The organism is Streptomyces sp. NPDC014995 (assembly GCF_043080745.1).
Lineage (GTDB): Bacteria > Actinomycetota > Actinomycetes > Streptomycetales > Streptomycetaceae > Streptomyces.
The window spans coordinates 344,575-361,847 of the sequence record NZ_JBIBVX010000004.1; the positions used below are offsets into that span (position 1 = coordinate 344,575).

General features: G+C 69.8%; 17 protein-coding genes and 2 pseudogenes. 4 read left to right on the forward strand and 15 right to left on the reverse strand.

Translation table 11 applies throughout. From position 1 onward, the window contains the following. Positions 1-8: 8 nt before the first annotated feature. The 11 genes from nuoK to ACF1A1_RS11260 are packed head-to-tail and all read right to left on the reverse strand — an operon-like array spanning position 9 to position 10,859. Positions 9-308 (reverse strand): NADH-quinone oxidoreductase subunit NuoK, encoded by a 300-nt coding sequence (nuoK, locus tag ACF1A1_RS11210; protein WP_003974374.1) that lies wholly within the window; start codon positions 306-308, stop codon positions 9-11. Continuing rightward, positions 305-1,159 carry an NADH-quinone oxidoreductase subunit J gene (locus ACF1A1_RS11215; RefSeq protein ID WP_391998901.1) on the reverse strand — a complete coding sequence of 285 codons (855 nt, stop codon included), beginning with the start codon at positions 1,157-1,159 and terminating at the stop codon, positions 305-307. The genes nuoK and ACF1A1_RS11215 overlap by 4 nt, the downstream gene beginning before the upstream one ends. Continuing rightward, positions 1,156-1,797, reverse strand: a complete 642-nt coding sequence (gene nuoI, locus ACF1A1_RS11220; protein ID WP_391998902.1) for an NADH-quinone oxidoreductase subunit NuoI — start codon at positions 1,795-1,797, stop codon at positions 1,156-1,158. Before nuoI ends, ACF1A1_RS11215 begins: the two co-directional genes overlap by 4 nt. Beyond that, positions 1,790-3,151 carry an NADH-quinone oxidoreductase subunit NuoH gene (nuoH, locus tag ACF1A1_RS11225; protein WP_391998903.1) on the reverse strand — a complete coding sequence of 454 codons (1,362 nt, stop codon included), beginning with the start codon at positions 3,149-3,151 and terminating at the stop codon, positions 1,790-1,792. The genes nuoI and nuoH overlap by 8 nt, the downstream gene beginning before the upstream one ends. Next, positions 3,148-5,652 (reverse strand): NADH-quinone oxidoreductase subunit G, encoded by a 2,505-nt coding sequence (locus tag ACF1A1_RS11230; RefSeq protein WP_391998904.1) that lies wholly within the window; start codon positions 5,650-5,652, stop codon positions 3,148-3,150. The genes nuoH and ACF1A1_RS11230 overlap by 4 nt, the downstream gene beginning before the upstream one ends. After that, the gene (nuoF, locus tag ACF1A1_RS11235) at positions 5,649-6,995 is read right to left on the reverse strand and encodes an NADH-quinone oxidoreductase subunit NuoF (RefSeq protein WP_391998905.1); all 1,347 of its coding nucleotides are present in this window, start codon (positions 6,993-6,995) and stop codon (positions 5,649-5,651) included. Before nuoF ends, ACF1A1_RS11230 begins: the two co-directional genes overlap by 4 nt. Then, positions 6,995-7,864, reverse strand: coding sequence for an NADH-quinone oxidoreductase subunit NuoE (gene nuoE, locus ACF1A1_RS11240; protein WP_391998906.1), 870 nt, complete (start codon positions 7,862-7,864; stop codon positions 6,995-6,997). The genes nuoF and nuoE overlap by 1 nt, the downstream gene beginning before the upstream one ends. Next, a complete protein-coding gene (locus tag ACF1A1_RS11245) occupies positions 7,861-9,183 on the reverse strand; it encodes an NADH-quinone oxidoreductase subunit D (RefSeq protein WP_391998907.1) in 1,323 nt (440 codons plus the stop codon). Before ACF1A1_RS11245 ends, nuoE begins: the two co-directional genes overlap by 4 nt. Then, positions 9,180-9,935 (reverse strand): NADH-quinone oxidoreductase subunit C, encoded by a 756-nt coding sequence (locus tag ACF1A1_RS11250; RefSeq protein WP_391998908.1) that lies wholly within the window; start codon positions 9,933-9,935, stop codon positions 9,180-9,182. Before ACF1A1_RS11250 ends, ACF1A1_RS11245 begins: the two co-directional genes overlap by 4 nt. After that, positions 9,932-10,486 (reverse strand): NADH-quinone oxidoreductase subunit B family protein, encoded by a 555-nt coding sequence (locus tag ACF1A1_RS11255; RefSeq protein WP_055635348.1) that lies wholly within the window; start codon positions 10,484-10,486, stop codon positions 9,932-9,934. Before ACF1A1_RS11255 ends, ACF1A1_RS11250 begins: the two co-directional genes overlap by 4 nt. A gap of 13 nt (positions 10,487-10,499) precedes the next feature. Next, complete coding sequence (locus tag ACF1A1_RS11260; RefSeq protein WP_030494815.1) at positions 10,500-10,859, reverse strand: NADH-quinone oxidoreductase subunit A; 360 nt, start codon at positions 10,857-10,859, stop codon at positions 10,500-10,502. A gap of 713 nt (positions 10,860-11,572) precedes the next feature. Between ACF1A1_RS11260 and ACF1A1_RS11265 the strand changes: the two genes are divergently transcribed. Beyond that, positions 11,573-12,397: a C40 family peptidase gene (locus ACF1A1_RS11265; protein ID WP_391998909.1), complete on the forward strand. Its 825-nt coding sequence runs from the start codon at positions 11,573-11,575 to the stop codon at positions 12,395-12,397. Between the two features lie 630 nt (positions 12,398-13,027). On the opposite strand, the gene ACF1A1_RS11270 is transcribed toward ACF1A1_RS11265, so the two are convergent. Beyond that, complete coding sequence (locus ACF1A1_RS11270; RefSeq protein ID WP_391999063.1) at positions 13,028-14,314, reverse strand: geranylgeranyl reductase family protein; 1,287 nt, start codon at positions 14,312-14,314, stop codon at positions 13,028-13,030. A 104-nt stretch (positions 14,315-14,418) separates the two neighbouring features. Here ACF1A1_RS11270 and ACF1A1_RS11275 point away from each other — a divergent pair, with 104 nt between their 5' ends. Both ACF1A1_RS11275 and ACF1A1_RS11280 read left to right on the forward strand, forming a co-directional pair. Beyond that, entirely contained in the window at positions 14,419-14,943 is a 525-nt protein-coding gene (locus tag ACF1A1_RS11275) for a GNAT family N-acetyltransferase (RefSeq protein WP_391998910.1), read from the forward strand. Between the two features lie 110 nt (positions 14,944-15,053). Beyond that, positions 15,054-15,368, forward strand: coding sequence for a PASTA domain-containing protein (locus ACF1A1_RS11280; RefSeq protein ID WP_391998911.1), 315 nt, complete (start codon positions 15,054-15,056; stop codon positions 15,366-15,368). A gap of 27 nt (positions 15,369-15,395) precedes the next feature. Here the strand turns inward: ACF1A1_RS11280 and ACF1A1_RS11285 are convergent, their stop codons facing one another. Together ACF1A1_RS11285 and ACF1A1_RS11290 are read right to left on the reverse strand one after the other, a co-directional pair. Next, complete coding sequence (locus tag ACF1A1_RS11285) at positions 15,396-16,091, reverse strand: demethylmenaquinone methyltransferase (protein WP_391998912.1); 696 nt, start codon at positions 16,089-16,091, stop codon at positions 15,396-15,398. Positions 16,092-16,121: 30 nt separating this feature from the next. Beyond that, positions 16,122-16,421, reverse strand: a pseudogene (locus ACF1A1_RS11290) (acyltransferase); the annotation flags it as partial. Between ACF1A1_RS11290 and ACF1A1_RS11295 the strand changes: the two are divergent. Beyond that, positions 16,422-16,616 (forward strand): annotated as a pseudogene (locus tag ACF1A1_RS11295) (hydrolase); the annotation flags it as partial. It abuts the pseudogene before it with no gap. Positions 16,617-16,664: 48 nt separating this feature from the next. Here ACF1A1_RS11295 and ACF1A1_RS11300 read toward each other — a convergent pair. Beyond that, positions 16,665-17,270: a hypothetical protein gene (locus ACF1A1_RS11300; protein ID WP_391998913.1), complete on the reverse strand. Its 606-nt coding sequence runs from the start codon at positions 17,268-17,270 to the stop codon at positions 16,665-16,667. Positions 17,271-17,273: the final 3 nt, after the last annotated feature.

Consider the following 17,273-nt stretch of genomic DNA (forward strand, 5'->3'; position numbering starts at 1 on the left):
CCGACCCCTTACAGCTTCATCAGGCTGGCGTCGTCGACCGAGGCCGAGTGGCGGGAACGGAACAGCGACACGATGATCGCGAGTCCGACCACGACCTCCGCGGCGGCGACGACCATCGTGAAGAAGGCGATGATCTGGCCGTCGAGATTGCCGTGCATCCGGGAGAAGGCGACGAACGCGAGGTTGCAGGCGTTGAGCATCAGCTCGATGCACATGAACACGACGATCGCGTTGCGCCGGATCAGCACGCCCGTCGCGCCGATCGTGAACAGCAGGGCGGCGAGGTAGAGGTAGTTGACCGGGTTCACTTCGACGCCTCCTCGGTCCGCTGGGAGTTCCCCTTGAAGAGCGGCGGCTCGATCGCGGTCCGGTCCAGGCGCTCCTCCGCGCGCCGCTCCAGCGCCTTGAGGTCGTTGAGCGCCTCGGTGGACACGTCACGGATCTGACCGCGCTCGCGCAGCGTCTTGCTGACCGTGAGCTCCGACGGGGTGCCGTCGGGCAGCAGGCCCGCGATGTCCACGGCGTTGTGCCGCGCGTACACACCGGGCGCCGGCAGCGGGGGTACGTGCTTGCCCTCGCGGACGCGCTGTTCGGCCAGCTCACGCTGGGTTTTGGCCCGCTCGGTGCGCTCGCGGTGGGTGAGCACCATGGCGCCGACGGCGGCCGTGATCAGCAGGGCGCCGGTGATCTCGAAGGCGAAGACGTACTTGGTGAAGATGAGGGCCGCGAGTCCCTCCACGTTGCCGCCCGCGTTGGCGTCGGCCAGGCCGTTGAACTCCGTCAGGGAGGCGTTGCCGATACCGGCGACGAGCAGGATGCCGAATCCGAGGCCACAGACGAGGGCCAGCCAGCGCTGGCCCTTGATGGTCTCCTTCAGGGAGTCCGCCGCCGTGACGCCGACGAGCATCACCACGAACAGGAACAGCATCATGATCGCGCCGGTGTAGACGACGATCTGCACGATGCCCAGGAAGTAGGCGCCGTTGGCGAGGTAGAACACCGCCAGGACGATCATGGTGCCGGCGAGACAGAGCGCGCTGTGCACGGCCCTCTTCATGAAGACGGTGCACAGGGCGCCGATCACCGCGACGGTGCCGAGCACCCAGAACTGGAACGCCTCGCCGGTGGAGGTGGAGTAGGCGGCGAGCTGCGCGCTCATCGGCCGATCACCTCCTCGGAGGCGGGCTCGCCGTCACCGAACGTCGAGGCGGCCTCCTGCGGGACCTCGCCCTTGGAGACGGCGACCTGCCGCTCGGTGCCGGGCGCGGCCTCCGTCACCAGGCCCCGGTAGTAGTCCTGCTCGTCCATCCCCGGGTAGATGGCGTGCGGCGTGTCGACCATGCCCTCCTCGAGGCCGGCCAGCAGCTGCTCCTTGGTGTAGATCAGGTTGGCGCGGCTGGAGTCGGCGAGCTCGAACTCGTTGGTCATCGTGAGCGCGCGCGTGGGGCACGCCTCGATGCACAGGCCGCACAGGATGCAGCGGGCGTAGTTGATCTGGTAGACGCGCCCGTACCGCTCGCCCGGCGAGTAGCGCTCCTCGTCGGTGTTGTCCGCTCCCTCGACGTAGATCGCGTCGGCGGGGCAGGCCCAGGCGCACAGCTCGCAGCCGACGCATTTCTCCAGGCCGTCCGGATGGCGGTTGAGCTGGTGCCGTCCGTGGAACCGCGGAGCCGTGGTCTTCTTCTGCTCCGGGTACTGCTCGGTCAGCCGCTTCTTGAACATGGCCTTGAAGGTCACGCCGAAGCCGGCGACGGGGTTCTGGAAACCGGGCTTGGTCTCCTTGGGCTCCTCAGCCATCGGACGCCTCCTTTCCATCCAGCGATCCGTCACTGACAGTGTCCGACCCGCCACTGACAATCAGCTCCCGCTCCCGGCGCGGGCGGCGCCTGGGGACCGGTGGCAGTTCCTGCCCCGGCATCGGCGGTACGGGGAACCCGCCCGCCATCGGGTCGAAGCCGGCGGGCTCGGCGGGCGCCTCGGCCTGCTTGCCGCGCTCGCGGAACATGTCCGCGATGAAGGAGAGCAGCAGCAGGACCAGGACAGCGCCGCCGACGTAGAGGGCGATGTCGGCGAAGTCGTAGTTCTCGTTGCGCAGGGTCCGCACGGTCGCGACGAGCATCAGCCACGTCACCGAGACGGGGATGAGGACCTTCCAGCCGAGCTTCATCAGCTGGTCGTAGCGGACCCGCGGGAGCGTGCCGCGCAGCCAGATGAAGAAGAACAGCAGCAGCTGCACCTTGACCGTGAACCAGAGCATCGGCCACCAGCCGTGGTTCGCGCCCTCCCAGAAGGTGCTGATCGGCCAGGGTGCCCGCCAGCCGCCGAGGAACAGCGTCACCGACACGGCCGAGACCGTCACCATGTTCACGTACTCGGCGAGCATGAACATCGCGAACTTGATCGACGAGTACTCGGTGTTGAAGCCGCCGACCAGGTCGCCCTCGGACTCCGGCATGTCGAAGGGGGCGCGGTTGGTCTCGCCGACCATCGTGACGATGTAGAGGATGAAGGAGACCGGCAGCAGGATGATGTACCAGCGGTCCTGCTGCTGCTCGACGATCGTCGACGTCGACATCGACCCGGAGTAGAGGAACACCGAGGCGAAGGCGGCACCCATGGCGATCTCGTAGGAGATCATCTGCGCGCAGGAGCGCAGGCCGCCCAGCAGCGGATAGGTGGATCCGGAACTCCAGCCCGCCAGGACGATGCCGTAGATGCCGATCGAGGCGACCGCGAGGATGTAGAGCATCGCGATCGGCAGGTCGGTGAGCTGCATGGTGGTGCGCTGGCCGAAGATCGAGACCTCGTTGCCGGCCGGGCCGAAGGGGATCACCGCGATCGCCATGAAGGCCGGGATGGCCGCGACGATCGGTGCGAGGACGTAGACGACCTTGTCCGCGCGCTTGACGATGAGGTCTTCCTTCAGCATCAGCTTCACGCCGTCGGCGAGCGACTGGAGCATGCCCCAGGGGCCGTGCCGGTTGGGGCCGATGCGCAGCTGCATCCAGGCGACGACCTTGCGCTCCCAGACGATGGAGAACAGCACGGTCACCATCAGGAAGGCGAAGCAGAAGACCGCCTTGACGAGGACCAGCCACCAGGGGTCGCGGCCGAACATCGAGAGGTCTTCAAGGGCGAGGTACGGGCTCATGCCTCCACCTCCTGGGGGGCTTCGGCGGCGAGCGTCGCCGGGCCGATGCGGACGAGGGAACCGAGCCGGGCCCCGGTGTCGGAGGCGACGCCCCCACCGACGGAGTTGAGCGGGAGCCACACCACCCGGTCGGGCATCTCGGTGATCCTGACGGGCAGCTCCACCGTTCCGACGGGGCCGGTCACGGCGAGCACGTCGCCGTCCCCGACGCCGGCTTCGGCGGCCGTGGCAGCGGACACGCGCGCGTACGCGGCGTGCCGCGTCCCGGCGAGCGCCTCGTCGCCCTGCTGGAGGACGCCCTGGTCGAGCAGCAGCCGGTGTCCGGCGAGCACCGCCTCACCGGCGGCGGGCCGCGGCAGGAAGCCCGCGCCCTCCAGCGGCTCGGTGGCCCGCGGCCCGTCCCAGGCGCCGAGCCGGTCCAGCTCCGCGCGCGCGGTGCGCAGGTCCGGCAGGCCCAGGTGGACGTCCATGGCGTCGGCCAGCATCTGGAGCACGCGCGCGTCGGCCGACGCCAGGCGGCGGGTCAGCTGGTCGGGCTTGAGCGCGGCCTCGAAGAAGCGCACCCGGCCTTCCCAGTTGAGGAAGGCGCCCGCCTTCTCGGCGACCGCGGCCACGGGCAGGACGACGTCGGCGTGCTCGGTGATCTCGGTGGGCCGCAGCTCCAGCGACACCAGGAAGCCGACCTCGGTGAGCGCCTCACGCGCGCGTGCCGGGTCGGGCAGGTCGGCGATCTCCACCCCGGCGACGAGCAGGGCCTGCAGCTCCCCACCGACGGCGGCCTCAATGATCTGCTCGGTGGCCCGGCCGTAGCGGTGCGGGAGTTCGGCGAGCCCCCAGACGGCCGCGACCTCCTCACGCGCGCGCGGGTCGGTGGCCGGACGTCCGCCCGGCAGCAGCGACGGCAGCGCACCGGCCTCGATCGCGCCCCGCTCGCCGGCCCGGCGCGGAATCCACACCAGGTCGGCCCCGGTCGCGGTCGCGGCCCGTGCGGCGGCGGTGAGCCCGCCGGCCACGGCGGCCAGCCGCTCGCCGACGACGATCACCGCGCCCTCGGTGCGCAGTGCCTCGGCGGCCCTGCTGCCGGCCCCCTCCAGGCCGACCCCCGCGGACAGCGCGTTGAGCCACTCGGTCTCGGTGCCCGGAGCGGCCGGCAGCAGCGTGCCGCCCGCCTTCTCCAGACCCCGGGTGGCGTGCGTGGCCAGCGAGAACACCTGCTGCCCGTGCTTGCGCCAGGCCTTGCGCAGCCGCAGGAAGACGCCGGGCGCCTCCTCCTCCGACTCGAACCCGACCAGCAGGACGGCGGGTGCCTTCTCCAGCGAGGTGTACGTGACGCCCGTACCGTCGAGGTCGCGGCCGTGTCCGGCCACCCTCGCCGCCAGGAAGTCGGCCTCCTCGCTGCTGTGCACGCGCGCGCGGAAGTCGATGTCGTTGGTGTCGAGCGCCACGCGCGCGAACTTGCTGTACGCGTACGCGTCCTCGATGGTGAGGCGGCCGCCGGTCAGGACACCGGTCCGGCCGCGCGAGGCGAGCAGCCCCTGGGCCGCGATCTGCAACGCCTCCGGCCAGGACGCCGGTACCAGGACCCCTTCGGCGTTCCGCACGAGGGGCGTCTCGAGCCGGTCCCGCTGCTGCGCGTACCGGAACGCGAAGCGCCCCTTGTCGCAGATCCACTCCTCGTTGACCTCGGGGTCCGGGGCGGCCAGGCGCCGCATGACCTTGCCGCGCCGGTGGTCGGTGCGCGTGGCGCAGCCGCCGGAGCAGTGCTCGCACACCGAGTCCGAGGAGATCAGGTCGAAGGGCCGGGAGCGGAATCGGTACGCCGCCGACGTCAGCGCGCCGACCGGGCAGATCTGGATGGTGTTGCCGGAGAAGTACGACTCGAAGGGGTCGCCCTCACCGGTGCCGACCTGCTGGAGCGCGCCCCGCTCGATCAGCTCGATCATCGGGTCGCCCGCGATCTGGTTGGAGAAGCGGGTGCAGCGGGCGCACAGCACGCACCGCTCGCGGTCGAGCAGCACCTGCGTGGAGATGGGCACGGGCTTCTCGTACGTGCGCTTGCGGCCCTCGAAGCGGGACTCGGCGTTGCCGTGCGACATGGCCTGGTTCTGCAGGGGGCACTCGCCGCCCTTGTCGCAGACCGGGCAGTCCAGCGGGTGGTTGATGAGGAGCAGCTCCATCACGCCGTGCTGTGCCTTCTCGGCCACGGGCGAGGTGAGGTGGGTCCTCACCACCATTCCGTCCGTACACGTGATCGTGCAGGACGCCATGGGCTTGCGCTGGCCCTCGACCTCGACGATGCACTGGCGGCAGGCGCCGGCCGGGTCGAGGAGGGGGTGGTCGCAGAAGCGCGGGATCTCGATGCCGAGCTGTTCGGCGGCCCGGATGACCAGCGTGCCCTTGGGCACGCTGATCTCCGCGCCGTCGATGGTCAGCGTGACGAGGTCCTCCGGCGGGACCGCCGCCTCTCCCCCACCGGCGGGAGCGTTGGTGGTCACGGTCATGCGTTCACCTCCGTGCGGTCGGCCCAGGCCGTCGACTTGGCCGGGTCGAAGGGGCAGCCGCGGCCCGTGATGTGCTCCTCGTACTCCTCGCGGAAGTACTTGAGCGAGGAGAAGATCGGCGAGGCGGCACCGTCGCCGAGGGCGCAGAAGGACTTGCCGTTGATGTTGTCGGCGATGTCGTTGAGCTTGTCGAGGTCGGACATGACGCCCTTGCCGGCCTCGATGTCCCGCAGCAACTGGACGAGCCAGTAGGTGCCTTCGCGGCACGGCGTGCACTTGCCGCAGGACTCGTGGGCGTAGAACTCGGTCCAGCGGGTGACGGCACGCACGACGCAGGTCGTCTCGTCGAAGCACTGGAGAGCTTTCGTGCCGAGCATGGAACCCGCGGCGCCCACTCCTTCGTAATCAAGAGGGACGTCGAGGTGCTCGTCGGTGAACATCGGTGTCGAGGAGCCGCCCGGCGTCCAGAACTTGAGGCGGTGGCCCGGTCGCATGCCGCCGCTCATCTCGAGGAGCTGGCGGAGGGTGATGCCGAGCGGGGCCTCGTACTGGCCTGGGCTGGCGACATGCCCGCTGAGCGAGTACAGCGTGAAGCCCGGGGACTTCTCGCTGCCCATCGACCTGAACCATTCTTTGCCGTTGTTCAGAATGGCGGGAACTGACGCGATCGATTCGACGTTATTCACCACAGTCGGGCAGGCATAGAGGCCCGCGACAGCAGGGAAGGGGGGACGGAGCCGCGGTTGACCCCGGCGGCCTTCGAGCGAGTCCAGCAGCGCGGTCTCCTCACCGCAGATGTACGCGCCCGCGCCCGCGTGCACGGTGAGTTCGAGGTCGAGTCCGCTGCCCAGGACGTTCTCGCCGAGGTAGCCGGCCGCATAGGCCTCGCGCACGGCCTCGTGCAACCGCCGCAACACGGGGACGACTTCACCACGCAGATAGATGAAGGCATGCGACGACCTGATGGCATAACACGCGATGACAATGCCCTCGATGAGGCTGTGCGGGTTCGCGAAGAGGAGCGGGATGTCCTTGCAGGTTCCGGGCTCCGACTCGTCGGCGTTGACAACTAGATAGTGCGGTTTTCCATCACCCTGCGGAATGAACTGCCACTTCATTCCCGTCGGGAATCCCGCGCCACCGCGCCCGCGCAGACCGGACTCCTTGACGTACGCGATCACGTCGTCCGGCGACATGGCGAGCGCCTTGCGGAGCCCCTCGTACCCCTCGTGCCTCCGGTAGACGTCCAGCGTCCAGGACCTGTCCTCGTCCCAGAAGGCCGACAGCACGGGTGCGAGCAGCTTCTCGGGGCCGGTGTCTTTCAGCTCGGGTGCCAAGGTCATCACTCCCCCTCCTCGGCGGTAGGCCCTGCCGGGTGGGCCGGGTCGGAGGCCGATGTGTCCTGCGGCGCGTCGTGCGAACTGAGGTGCTCGGCCGGCGACGGCTCGTGCACGGCCCGCTGCGGTTCGTCGTGCGGTCCGCCGTCGCGCGGGTGGACCACGCGCGCGGGTGCGGTCTCTCCCCTCGCCAGGCGAAGGCCCACCAGCGACGCCGGTCCCGCGCTGCCGCTCGCCTCGACGGCGCCCTCGCGCTCGTCGGGGAAGCCCGCCAGGATCCGGGCGGTCTCCTTGAAGGTGCACAGCGGCGCCCCGCGCGTGGGCGAGACCGTACGTCCGGTCCGCAGGTCGTCCACCAGGCGCTTCGCGCTCTGCACGGTCTGGTTGTCGAAGAACTCCCAGTTGACCATCACGACCGGCGCGTAGTCACAGGCCGCGTTGCACTCGATGTGCTCCAGGGTGATCTTTCCGTCGCCGGTGGTCTCGCCGTTGCCGACGCCGAGGTACTCCTGGAGCTCCTCGAAGATGGCGTCGCCGCCCATCACCGCGCAGAGGGTGTTGGTGCAGACGCCCACCTGGTAGTCACCGCTCGGCCGACGCCGGTACATGGTGTAGAAGGTGGCGACCGCGGTGACCTCGGCGGTGGTCAGGTCCAGCATGTCCGCGCAGAACCGCATCCCGGTGCGCGTGACGTGTCCCTCCTCCGACTGCACGAGGTGCAGCAACGGCAGGAGCGCGGACCGGGAGTCGGGGTAGCGGGCGATGATCTCGCGCGCGTCCCGCTCGAGCCGGGCTCGGACGTCGTCCGGGTACGCGGGCGCGGGCAGCTCGGGCATGCCCAGGCTGACGCCCCGCTCGGAAGAAGAGGTGGTCACCGGTCGACGCCTCCCATCACGGGGTCGATGGACGCGACGGCGACGATGACGTCGGCGACCTGGCCGCCTTCGCACATCGCCGCCATGGCCTGAAGGTTGGTGAAGGACGGGTCGCGGAAGTGGACCCGGTAGGGGCGGGTGCCGCCGTCGGACACGGCATGCACCCCGAGCTCGCCCTTGGGCGACTCGACGGCCGCGTACGTCTGTCCCGGCGGGACGCGGAAGCCCTCGGTGACCAGCTTGAAGTGGTGGATCAGGGCCTCCATGGAGGTGCCCATGATCTTCTTGATGTGGTCGAGGGAGTTGCCGAGGCCGTCCGGGCCCAGGGCGAGCTGGGCCGGCCAGGCGATCTTCTTGTCGCCGACCATGACCGGGCCGGGCTGTAGCCGGTCCAGGCACTGCTCGACGATCCTGAGGGACTGGCGCATCTCCTCGAGGCGGACCAGGAAGCGGCCGTAGGCGTCGGAGGAGTCGGCGGTCGGGACGTCGAAGTCGTACGTCTCGTAGTCGCAGTAGGGCTGTGCCTTGCGCAGGTCGTGCGGCAGGCCGGTGGAGCGCAGGATCGGGCCGGTGACGCCGAGGGCCATGCAGCCGGCCAGGTCGAGGTAGCCGATGTCCTGCATGCGGGCCTTGAAGACGGGGTTCCCGGTGGCGAGCTTGTCGTACTCCGGGAGGTTCTTCTTCATCTTCTTCACGAACTCGCGGATCTGGTCCACCGCGCCGGGCGGCAGGTCCTGGGCGAGTCCGCCGGGGCGGATGTACGCGTGGTTCATCCTGAGGCCCGTGATGAGCTCGTAGATGTCGAGAATCATTTCACGATCACGGAATCCGTAGATCATGATCGTGGTGGCGCCCAGCTCCATGCCGCCGGTGGCGATGCACACCAGGTGGGAGGACATCCGGTTCAGCTCCATCAGGAGCACCCGGATGATCTTGGCTCGCTCGGTGATCTGGTCCTCGATGCCGAGGAGCTTCTCGACGGCGAGGCAGTAGGCGGTCTCGTTGAAGAAGGACGTCAGGTAGTCCATGCGCGTCACGAACGTGGTGCCCTGCGTCCAGGTCCGGTACTCGAGGTTCTTCTCGATGCCGGTGTGGAGGTAGCCGATGCCGCAGCGGGCCTCGGTGACCGTCTCGCCCTCGATCTCCAGGATCAGGCGGAGCACCCCGTGGGTGGAGGGGTGCTGGGGGCCCATGTTGACGACGATGCGCTCGTCGTCGGCGCGGGCCGCGGACTGGACGACCTCGTCCCAGTCGCCACCGGTGACCGTGTAGACGGTCCCCTCGGTGGTCTCGCGTGCCGATGCTGACTGCGTGCTCACGAGTACGACCTCCGCTGGTCCGGAGCCGGGATCTGGGCGCCCTTGTACTCGACGGGGATGCCGCCGAGGGGGTAGTCCTTGCGCTGGGGATGGCCCTGCCAGTCGTCCGGCATCATGATCCGCGTCAGGGCCGGGTGACCGTCGAAGACGATTCCGAAGAAGTCGTAGGTCTCGCGCTCGTGCCAGTCGTTGGTCGGATAGACGGAGACCAGGGACGGGACGTGCGGGTCGCCGTCCGGGGCGCTGACTTCGAGGCGGATCAGCCGGTTGTGGGTGATCGAGCGCAGGTGGTAGACGGCGTGCAGTTCGCGGCCCTTGTCGTTCGGGTAGTGGACGCCGCTGACGCCGGTGCAGAGTTCGAAGCGCAGGGCCGGGTCGTCGCGCAGGGTGCGGGCGACCCGCGGCAGGTGCTCGCGTTCGATGTGGAAGGTGAGTTCGTCGCGGTCGACGACCGTCTTCTCGATCGCGTTCTCGGGGAGGAGGCCCTGTTCCTCCAGCGCGCCCTCGAGTTCGTCGGCGACCTCGTCGAACCAGCCGCCGTAGGGCCGGCTCGCCGGTCCCGGGAGCCGGACCGAGCGGACCAGGCCGCCGTAGCCGGAGGTGTCGCCGCCGTTGTTGGCGCCGAACATGCCGCGCTGGACGCGGATCTCCTCGCCGCCCTGGCCTCGCTGGCCGGGGAGGTTGGACGCGGAGAGGTCCCGCTCGGGGTTGGTCCCGTTCGCCTCTCCGCCGGTGCCGTTAGCGTCGCTCACCGCAGCAGCCCCTTCATCTCGATCGTGGGCAGGGCCTTGAGAGCCGCCTCCTCCGCCTCGCGGGCCGCCTCCTCGGCGTTCACGCCCAGCTTGGAGTTCTGGATCTTGTGGTGGAGCTTGAGGATCGCGTCCATGAGCATCTCCGGGCGCGGTGGACAGCCGGGGAGGTAGATGTCGACGGGGACGATGTGATCGACGCCCTGGACGATCGCGTAGTTGTTGAACATGCCGCCCGAGGACGCGCACACGCCCATGGAGATCACCCACTTCGGGTTCGGCATCTGGTCGTAGACCTGCCGGAGCACCGGCGCCATCTTCTGGCTGACCCGGCCCGCGACGATCATCAGGTCCGCCTGGCGGGGCGAACCGCGGAAGACCTCCATGCCGAAGCGCGCCAGGTCGTAGCGGCCGGCACCGGTGGTCATCATCTCGATGGCGCAGCAGGCGAGGCCGAACGTGGCGGGGAAGACCGACGCCTTGCGCACCCAGCCCGCGGCCTGCTCGACGGTGGTCAGCAGGAATCCGCTCGGCAGCTTTTCTTCGAGTCCCATGACTAAAGGCCCCTCAGTCCCATTCCAGGCCGCCGCGCCGCCACACGTACGCGTAGGCGACGAAGACGGTGAGCACGAAGAGCAGCATCTCCACGAGCCCGAAAAGCCCCAGGGCGTCGAAGGTGACGGCCCAGGGGTAGAGGAAGACGATCTCGATGTCGAAGACGATGAAGAGCATCGCCGTCAGGTAGTACTTGATGGGGAAGCGCCCGCCGCCGGCCGGCGTGGGGGTCGGCTCGATACCGCACTCGTAGGCCTCGAGCTTGGCGCGGTTGTACCGCTTCGGCCCGATCAACGTGGCCATGACCACGGAGAAGATCGCAAAGCCTGCCCCGAGGGCTCCCAGTACGAGGATGGGCGCATACGCGTTCACCGCTCCTCGCTCCTCTCAGTCGGCACTGACTGCTGGCGATGGCATGGACTCACTTCCGTCTCACATGACCCACAAGCCCCGCTGGTCCCGGCGAAGATCGCGAACATGTGAAGCAGGTCACAAGCCCAACTGCCTCGCATCTTATGCCTGCCGCTCTGTGATCTGCGACACGGGGTATTGCACAAGCTTTGTGATCTCCACCACCTGACGAAGGATCATGAAGTCATACCAGTGGTGATCTTCGTACGGGAAGCGTCAGAGTGATCACAAGAAGTGACATTCATGCTCGTCACCGCAGGCCAGACGGGGGCGTCTCCATATCAAGAAACTTCCCTTGCATGCAAATTGGCGCTGGACGTGACCCCCTGCTAGAGGATGCGTTCACGCCTCGGGGGGAGCCGAGAAGGCAGGTCTGGGCACGTGCACGCGTTCACGAGCGGAACCGGCCACTCCGTTCGCGCGGGACGCGGGCGGACGGGTAACCGTTCCGTGACCTCCACCACATCCGCGAGGGGCGCCCAGGAACCGGGCTTGGCCAACAGTCGCAACCAGTGGTAGGTGCGGGGCAATTCGGGCGTAACAGCGAAAGCCCATGATCACAGGCTTGATCACCCGAGTCCGCAATGTCCGTTACGGCGTCAATAAAGAGCGGCGTGCCCGGTGTTCGGAGGTGCCATTGAGTAAATGTGGCGCAGCACACGTTTCTTGAAGGTATGAAGGAGCCCCTGGTACCGGTTGTACCCATGTCCCACACCGCTCACATACGCAGCCACCGGAAGCCCCGCCGCAGCGCGTCGACGATCGCGATGCGGGCCGGAGTCGCCAGTGGTGTCCTCGGCACGCTGGCCGTCGCCACGGCGGCTGGTTCGGCCAACGCCGCCGAGCCGGTGACGCAGACGCTCGAACTGCCCGTGCTCACGGGTGACGTGGCCGCTCAGGTCGCGCAGTCCGCCCAGGCCACGCAGCAGGCCGCGGCCAACTACCAGCTGGAGGCCGAGCGCGACGCGGCCGCCGCCGCGGCGGCCAAGGAGGCCAAGAAGGACCTCGTCGCCGCCAAGAAGGCCGAGGCGAAGAAGAAGGCCGAGGAGGCCCGCAGGGCGGCCGCCGAAGCCGCTGCCTCCCGTTCCTCGGAGCGGACCGTCCTGTCCGCTTCCGCGTCCACGTCCGTCTCCGCGCCGGCCAGCGGCAGCGTGGCGACGGTCATCGCCTTCCTCAAGGCCCAGGTGGGCGACGCCTACGTCATGGGCGCCACCGGACCCAACGCGTGGGACTGCTCCTCGCTCGTCCAGGCCGCGTTCAAGCAGGTCGGCGTCGACCTGCCGCGGGTCTCGCAGGACCAGTCGATGGTCGGCACCGACGTGTCCCTGTCCAACCTCCAGGTCGGCGACATCCTGTACTGGGGCGGCAAGGGTTCCGCCTACCACGTGGGCGTCTACATCGGCGACGGCCAGTACCTCGACGCGGCCAACCCGTCCAAGGGCGTCGTCATCCAGGACCTGTCCGGTTACCCGGCGTCGGGTGCGGTGCGCGTGCTCTGACGCGCGCCCGCGCACGACAGACGGGACGAAGGGCCGCAGCCGCTCGGGGGCAGCGGCCCTTCCGGCTGCCGTGCGCCTGCCGGCCCCCGGTCCCCGGGCCCCGGCTTCCCTCCAGGTGTTTCCGGCCTCCCGGCCCCTGGCACCAGGCGTCCGGGCCTCCCTGCCCGCTGCCCCGGGCCTCCGTGACCCCTGCCCCGTGCCCCCTGCCCCCGAGCTGCCCGGACCCCTGGTCTCCTGGTCCCCGGCCTCTTGGCGCCCGGCCTCCTGGGCCTCCGGCTTCCGGACCTCCCGGCTTCCGGACCTGCCGCCCCCGACCTCCGACCCCCGACCCTCGGCCCCCGGCCCCGAACTCCCCATCACATTTCGGCGACATACCCGCCACACAATCCGTGTCCGACATGCCGGATACGGCGTCAACTCGGCGCCAGTAACGTCCACCCCGGAGGGGGCCGCCGGGCAGCACTCCCTCACCGCGTGACCGGGCCTGCCCCCGCCCGGTCACGTTCGCCTCCCGGTCACGTCCGCCCGCCGGTCAGGTCGTCCGACGGACCGGTCGTTCCGACGGCCGGTCGTCCCACGGACCGGTCATCCCACCGCCGGACCGGTCGTCCCACGGACCGTCCGTCCGCGTCACGCCTTGGGTGCCACCTTGCTGAGGCCGTTGATGATGCGGTCCATCGCGTCGCCGCCCGTCGGGTCCGTGAGGTTCGCGAGCAGCTTCAGGGTGAACTTCATCAGCAGGGGGTGGGTCAGGCCCCGCTGGGCGGCGATCTTCATGACCTTCGGGTTGCCGATGAGCTTCACGAAGGCGCGGCCCAGCGTGTAGTAGCCGCCGTAGGTGTCCGCCAGGATCTGCGGGTAGCGCCGCAGGGCCAGTTCGCGCTGGCCGGGGGTGGCGCGGGCGTGGGCCTGGACGATGACGTCGGCGGCGAGCTGGCCGGACTCCATGGCGTAGGCGATGCCCTCGCCGTTGAAGGGGTTCACCAGGCCGCCGGCGTCACCGACGAGCAGCAGGCCCTTGGTGTAGTGGGGCTTGCGGTTGAAGGCCATGGGCAGGGCGGCGCCGCGGATCGGGCCCGTCATGTTCTCCGGCGTGTAGCCCCAGTCCTCCGGCATGGAGGCGCACCAGGCCTTCAGGACCTCGCGCCAGTCCAGTTCCTTGAAGGAGTCGGAGGTGTTGAGGACGCCCAGGCCGACGTTGGAGGTGCCGTCACCCATGCCGAAGATCCAGCCGTAGCCCGGGAGGAGGCGGTCCTCGCCCGGCCCGCGCCGGTCCCACAGCTCCAGCCAGGACTCCAGGTAGTCGTCCTCGTGACGCGGGGAGGTGAAGTACGTGCGCACCGCGACGCCCATCGGGCGGTCCTCACGGCGGTGCAGGCCCATCGCCAGGGACAGCCGGGTGGAGTTGCCGTCGGCGGCGACCACGAGCGGGGCGTGGAAGGTGACCTCGCGCTTCTCCTCGCCCAGCTTGGCGTGCACGCCGGTGATGCGGCCGGTGCGGTCGTCGATGATCGGGGCGCCGACGTTGCAGCGCTCGTACAGCCGCGCGCCCGCCTTCTGCGCCTGCCGGGCCAGTTGCTCGTCGAAGTCGTCGCGCTTGCGGACGAGACCGTAGTCGGGGAAGGAGGCGAGATCCGGCCAGTCCAGCTGGAGGCGCACGCCGCCACCGATGATGCGCAGGCCCTTGTTGCGCAGCCAGCCGGCCTCCTCGGAGATGTCGATGCCCATGGCCACGAGCTGCTTGACGGCGCGCGGGGTGAGGCCGTCGCCGCAGACCTTCTCGCGCGGGAACTCGGTCTTCTCCAGCAGGAGTACGTCGAGTCCGGCCTTGGCGAGGTGGTACGCGGTCGTGGAGCCGGCCGGCCCCGCCCCGACGACGATCACATCGGCGGTGTTTTCGGAGAGGGGCTCAGTCACGGTCACGGCGGGATCTCCCCAAGTTCGACATCTTCGTGCCGACCGGCACTGGACACGGGCAGTCTATTCAGCAGAATTGATCACCCATCTGAAGGGCTGCCCCCGTGAACCGAGTTCTCCCCGTAGTACGGCTGCGTGTCCCCACGGACGAGGACGCGGTCGCGTGGCACCGGGTCTTCGACCATCCGGACGTCATGGAGTTCCACGGCGGCAGGTCCGCCGGGCTGTCGGTCTACGAGGAGCTCACCGCCCGCCAGCGCCGGCACGACGCCGAGCGCGGCTTCTGTCTGTGGACCATGCTCGACGAGTCCGGTCGGGTCATCGGCTTCACCGGCGCCCAGCCCTGGGAGCGGGAGTGGGGTCCCACGGGTGAGATCGAGATCGGCTGGCGGCTCGGGCGGGAGCACTGGGGCCAGGGGTATGTCACCGCGGCCGCGCGGATGACGCTGGAGCGGCTTCGGGCGGCCGGGGTGCCGAGCGTCGTGGCCATGGTCGACGCGCGCAACGCCCGCTCCATCGCGGTCACGCGACGGCTCGGTATGCGGCTGGCGGAGGTCTTCTCGACGCCCGAGTCGCGCCGGGAGGGGCACTGTTACCGCCTCGACCTCCAGGATGGCGACTCTCTGTAGTCGATTGCTACAGAAAGACACCGGACGCTTCCGGACGGCACCTCCAGGCGGTTACCCTTCCGGTACCGCTGGGGGTGACATCTGTGCTCATACGGCCCAAAACACCCGAAGTGCGCGTGCCGAGGCTCGTCGGCCTGATGGCCATGGACGCGCGCGAAGCGGCTACGGCGCGAGGAGTGCTGCTGGCCGCACCCGACCGGCCCGACTTCCACCGCACGGTCGTCGACTACGTCGTACGGCAGTACCCGCCGCCCGGTGTCGAGGTGCCGCGCGGCGCGGTCGTCACCGTGTGGTTCGACTTCGCCGAGGGCGAGGGCGGCGGGGGTGCGGGCGTACGCGAGCCGCGTCTGCCGAAACCCGGCGGGGGCGGGCTGGAACGCGAGCTGGACCGGCCGGGAGACGCCTTCGAGGCGATCAGCGGGTAGTCACGGCCCCCCGGGCCCCTCAGCCCCTCAGCTCTCCTTGAAGCCCCGGTGCAGGGCCACCACGCCGCCGGTCAGGTTGCGCCAGGCGACCTTGGACCAGCCGGCCTTGCGCAGGTGCTCGGCCAGGGCGGGCTGGTCGGGCCAGGCTCGGATGGACTCGGCGAGGTAGACGTACGCGTCGGGGTTCGAGGACACCGTGCGCGCGACCGGCGGCAGGGCGCGCATCAGGTACTCGGTGTACACGGTGCGGAAGGGCGCCCAGGTCGGGTGCGAGAACTCGCAGATCACGACCCGTCCACCGGGCCGCGTCACCCGGTACATCTCCCGCAGGGCGGCGTCGAAGTCCTGCACGTTGCGCAGCCCGAAGGAGATGGTGACGGCGTCGAAGGTGTCGTCCTTGAACGGCAGCCTCGTCGCGTCACCCGCGGTGAACGGCAGCCAGGTGTGCTTCTTCTTGCCGACCTGGAGCATGCCGAGGGAGAAGTCGCAGGGGACGACGTAGGCGCCGGTCCGCGCGAACGGCAGCGAGGAGGTGGCCGTGCCCGCCGCCAGGTCCAGGACCTTCTGCGCGGGACGGGCGTCGACCGCCCGGGCGACCTCCTTGCGCCATCTCCGGTCCTGGCCGAGCGAGAGGACGTCGTTCGTCAGGTCGTACCGTTCCGCCACGTCGTCGAACATCGAGGCGACTTCGTGCGGCTGCTTGTTCAGGGAGGCGCGGGTCACCCGCCCATTGTGGCAGGGCCGCTCCGAGCATCACGGCAGCAGCCTCGGCCTCTTTCTCGCCGCCACGTCCTCGACCCACCCGCACAGCAGCACGAAGACCACGATCAGCAGCCGGCCGACGCCGAACATGAACCACTGGCTGTCCAGCGGCAGGTACCTCACGAACGCGGGCACGTCCCAGAAGCGGTCGGTCAGCGGTACCGCCAGGATCAGGGCGATCTCGTGCCAGAGGTAGATCGTCACCGCCCGCGCGTCGAAGACGGTGACGACCCGGTCCGTGCGCCGGAAGCGGCTGAGCCGGGCGAAGTCGATCCGGAAGTACGCCTTCGCGAGACGTTGACGCTCGCGGACGCGGCGCAGGTGCGGACGTTCGCCGAGGGGAAGGGCATCTCCTGGGTGTCGATGTGGTCGACCTTCCGCGACCGGGAGTGTGCGGACGGGGACGCCGGTCAGGACGACGCGCTGACCAAGTGCAGCGGGGTGGAACAGGGTTCGGGGGCGTTCGCGGAGGCGTTCACCGGCTGAGGGGTCCTCGCGCCATGCCCGCCCGGGTCGCCCATCGGGCGAGGGCCCCTAACGCCGTCGGTACACCAGGCGCCCCTCGACCACCGTCGCCACGCAGGTCGCGACTCCGCGTGCGGCGAGCGCGGCCTCGTCCGGGACGTCGAAGACGGCGAACCGGGCGGCGGAGCCGCGCTCCCTCGGCTGCGCGAACTCCACCGGCAGGCCGCTGGCGTACGGGTCGAGCGAGGGCACCCCGCCCGGACGTCCGAGCCGCCCCACGACCCCCAGGCCGGAGCGGCGCACAGCATCCCGTACGGCGCGGTTGCGGAGTTCCTCGCAGGCCGCCGCGACGGTGCCGTTCGCCAGCATGCGCTGCACCCCGCGCCGGGCGCTCGCCCCCCAGCGGGCGTCGTTCATGGCCAGGGCCGCGAGCGCGTCCCCGGTCAGCGGCTCGGTGCCCAGCTCGTCGGCCTCGCGCGGATCCGGGTGGTACGTCTCCTCCAGCAGCTCCGTGCCGTGCGGGTTGACGAGCCCGGGGGTGAGGATGCCGGGCCACTGGCGCACCCGGGCCCGCGGCCGGTCGGCGACGAGCTTCTCCAGCGGGCCCGCCTCGGCGATCCACGCGCCCTCGACGGCGAGCGCCCATCCCGTGGAGTCCGCGTGAATCGTGAGCATGGG

Coding starts and splice junctions, on each gene's coding strand:
- nuoI (WP_391998902.1), bottom strand. CDS start 1,797: ATGGCTGAGGAGCCCAAGGAGACCAAGCCCGGTTTCCAGAACCCCGTC.
- ACF1A1_RS11215 (WP_391998901.1), bottom strand. CDS start 1,159: ATGAGCGCGCAGCTCGCCGCCTACTCCACCTCCACCGGCGAGGCGTTC.
- ACF1A1_RS11300 (WP_391998913.1), bottom strand. CDS start 17,270: ATGCTCACGATTCACGCGGACTCCACGGGATGGGCGCTCGCCGTCGAG.
- ACF1A1_RS11230 (WP_391998904.1), bottom strand. CDS start 5,652: ATGACCGTGACCACCAACGCTCCCGCCGGTGGGGGAGAGGCGGCGGTC.
- ACF1A1_RS11255 (WP_055635348.1), bottom strand. CDS start 10,486: ATGGGACTCGAAGAAAAGCTGCCGAGCGGATTCCTGCTGACCACCGTC.
- nuoH (WP_391998903.1), bottom strand. CDS start 3,151: ATGAGCCCGTACCTCGCCCTTGAAGACCTCTCGATGTTCGGCCGCGAC.
- nuoF (WP_391998905.1), bottom strand. CDS start 6,995: ATGACCTTGGCACCCGAGCTGAAAGACACCGGCCCCGAGAAGCTGCTC.
- ACF1A1_RS11265 (WP_391998909.1), top strand. CDS start 11,573: ATGAAGGAGCCCCTGGTACCGGTTGTACCCATGTCCCACACCGCTCAC.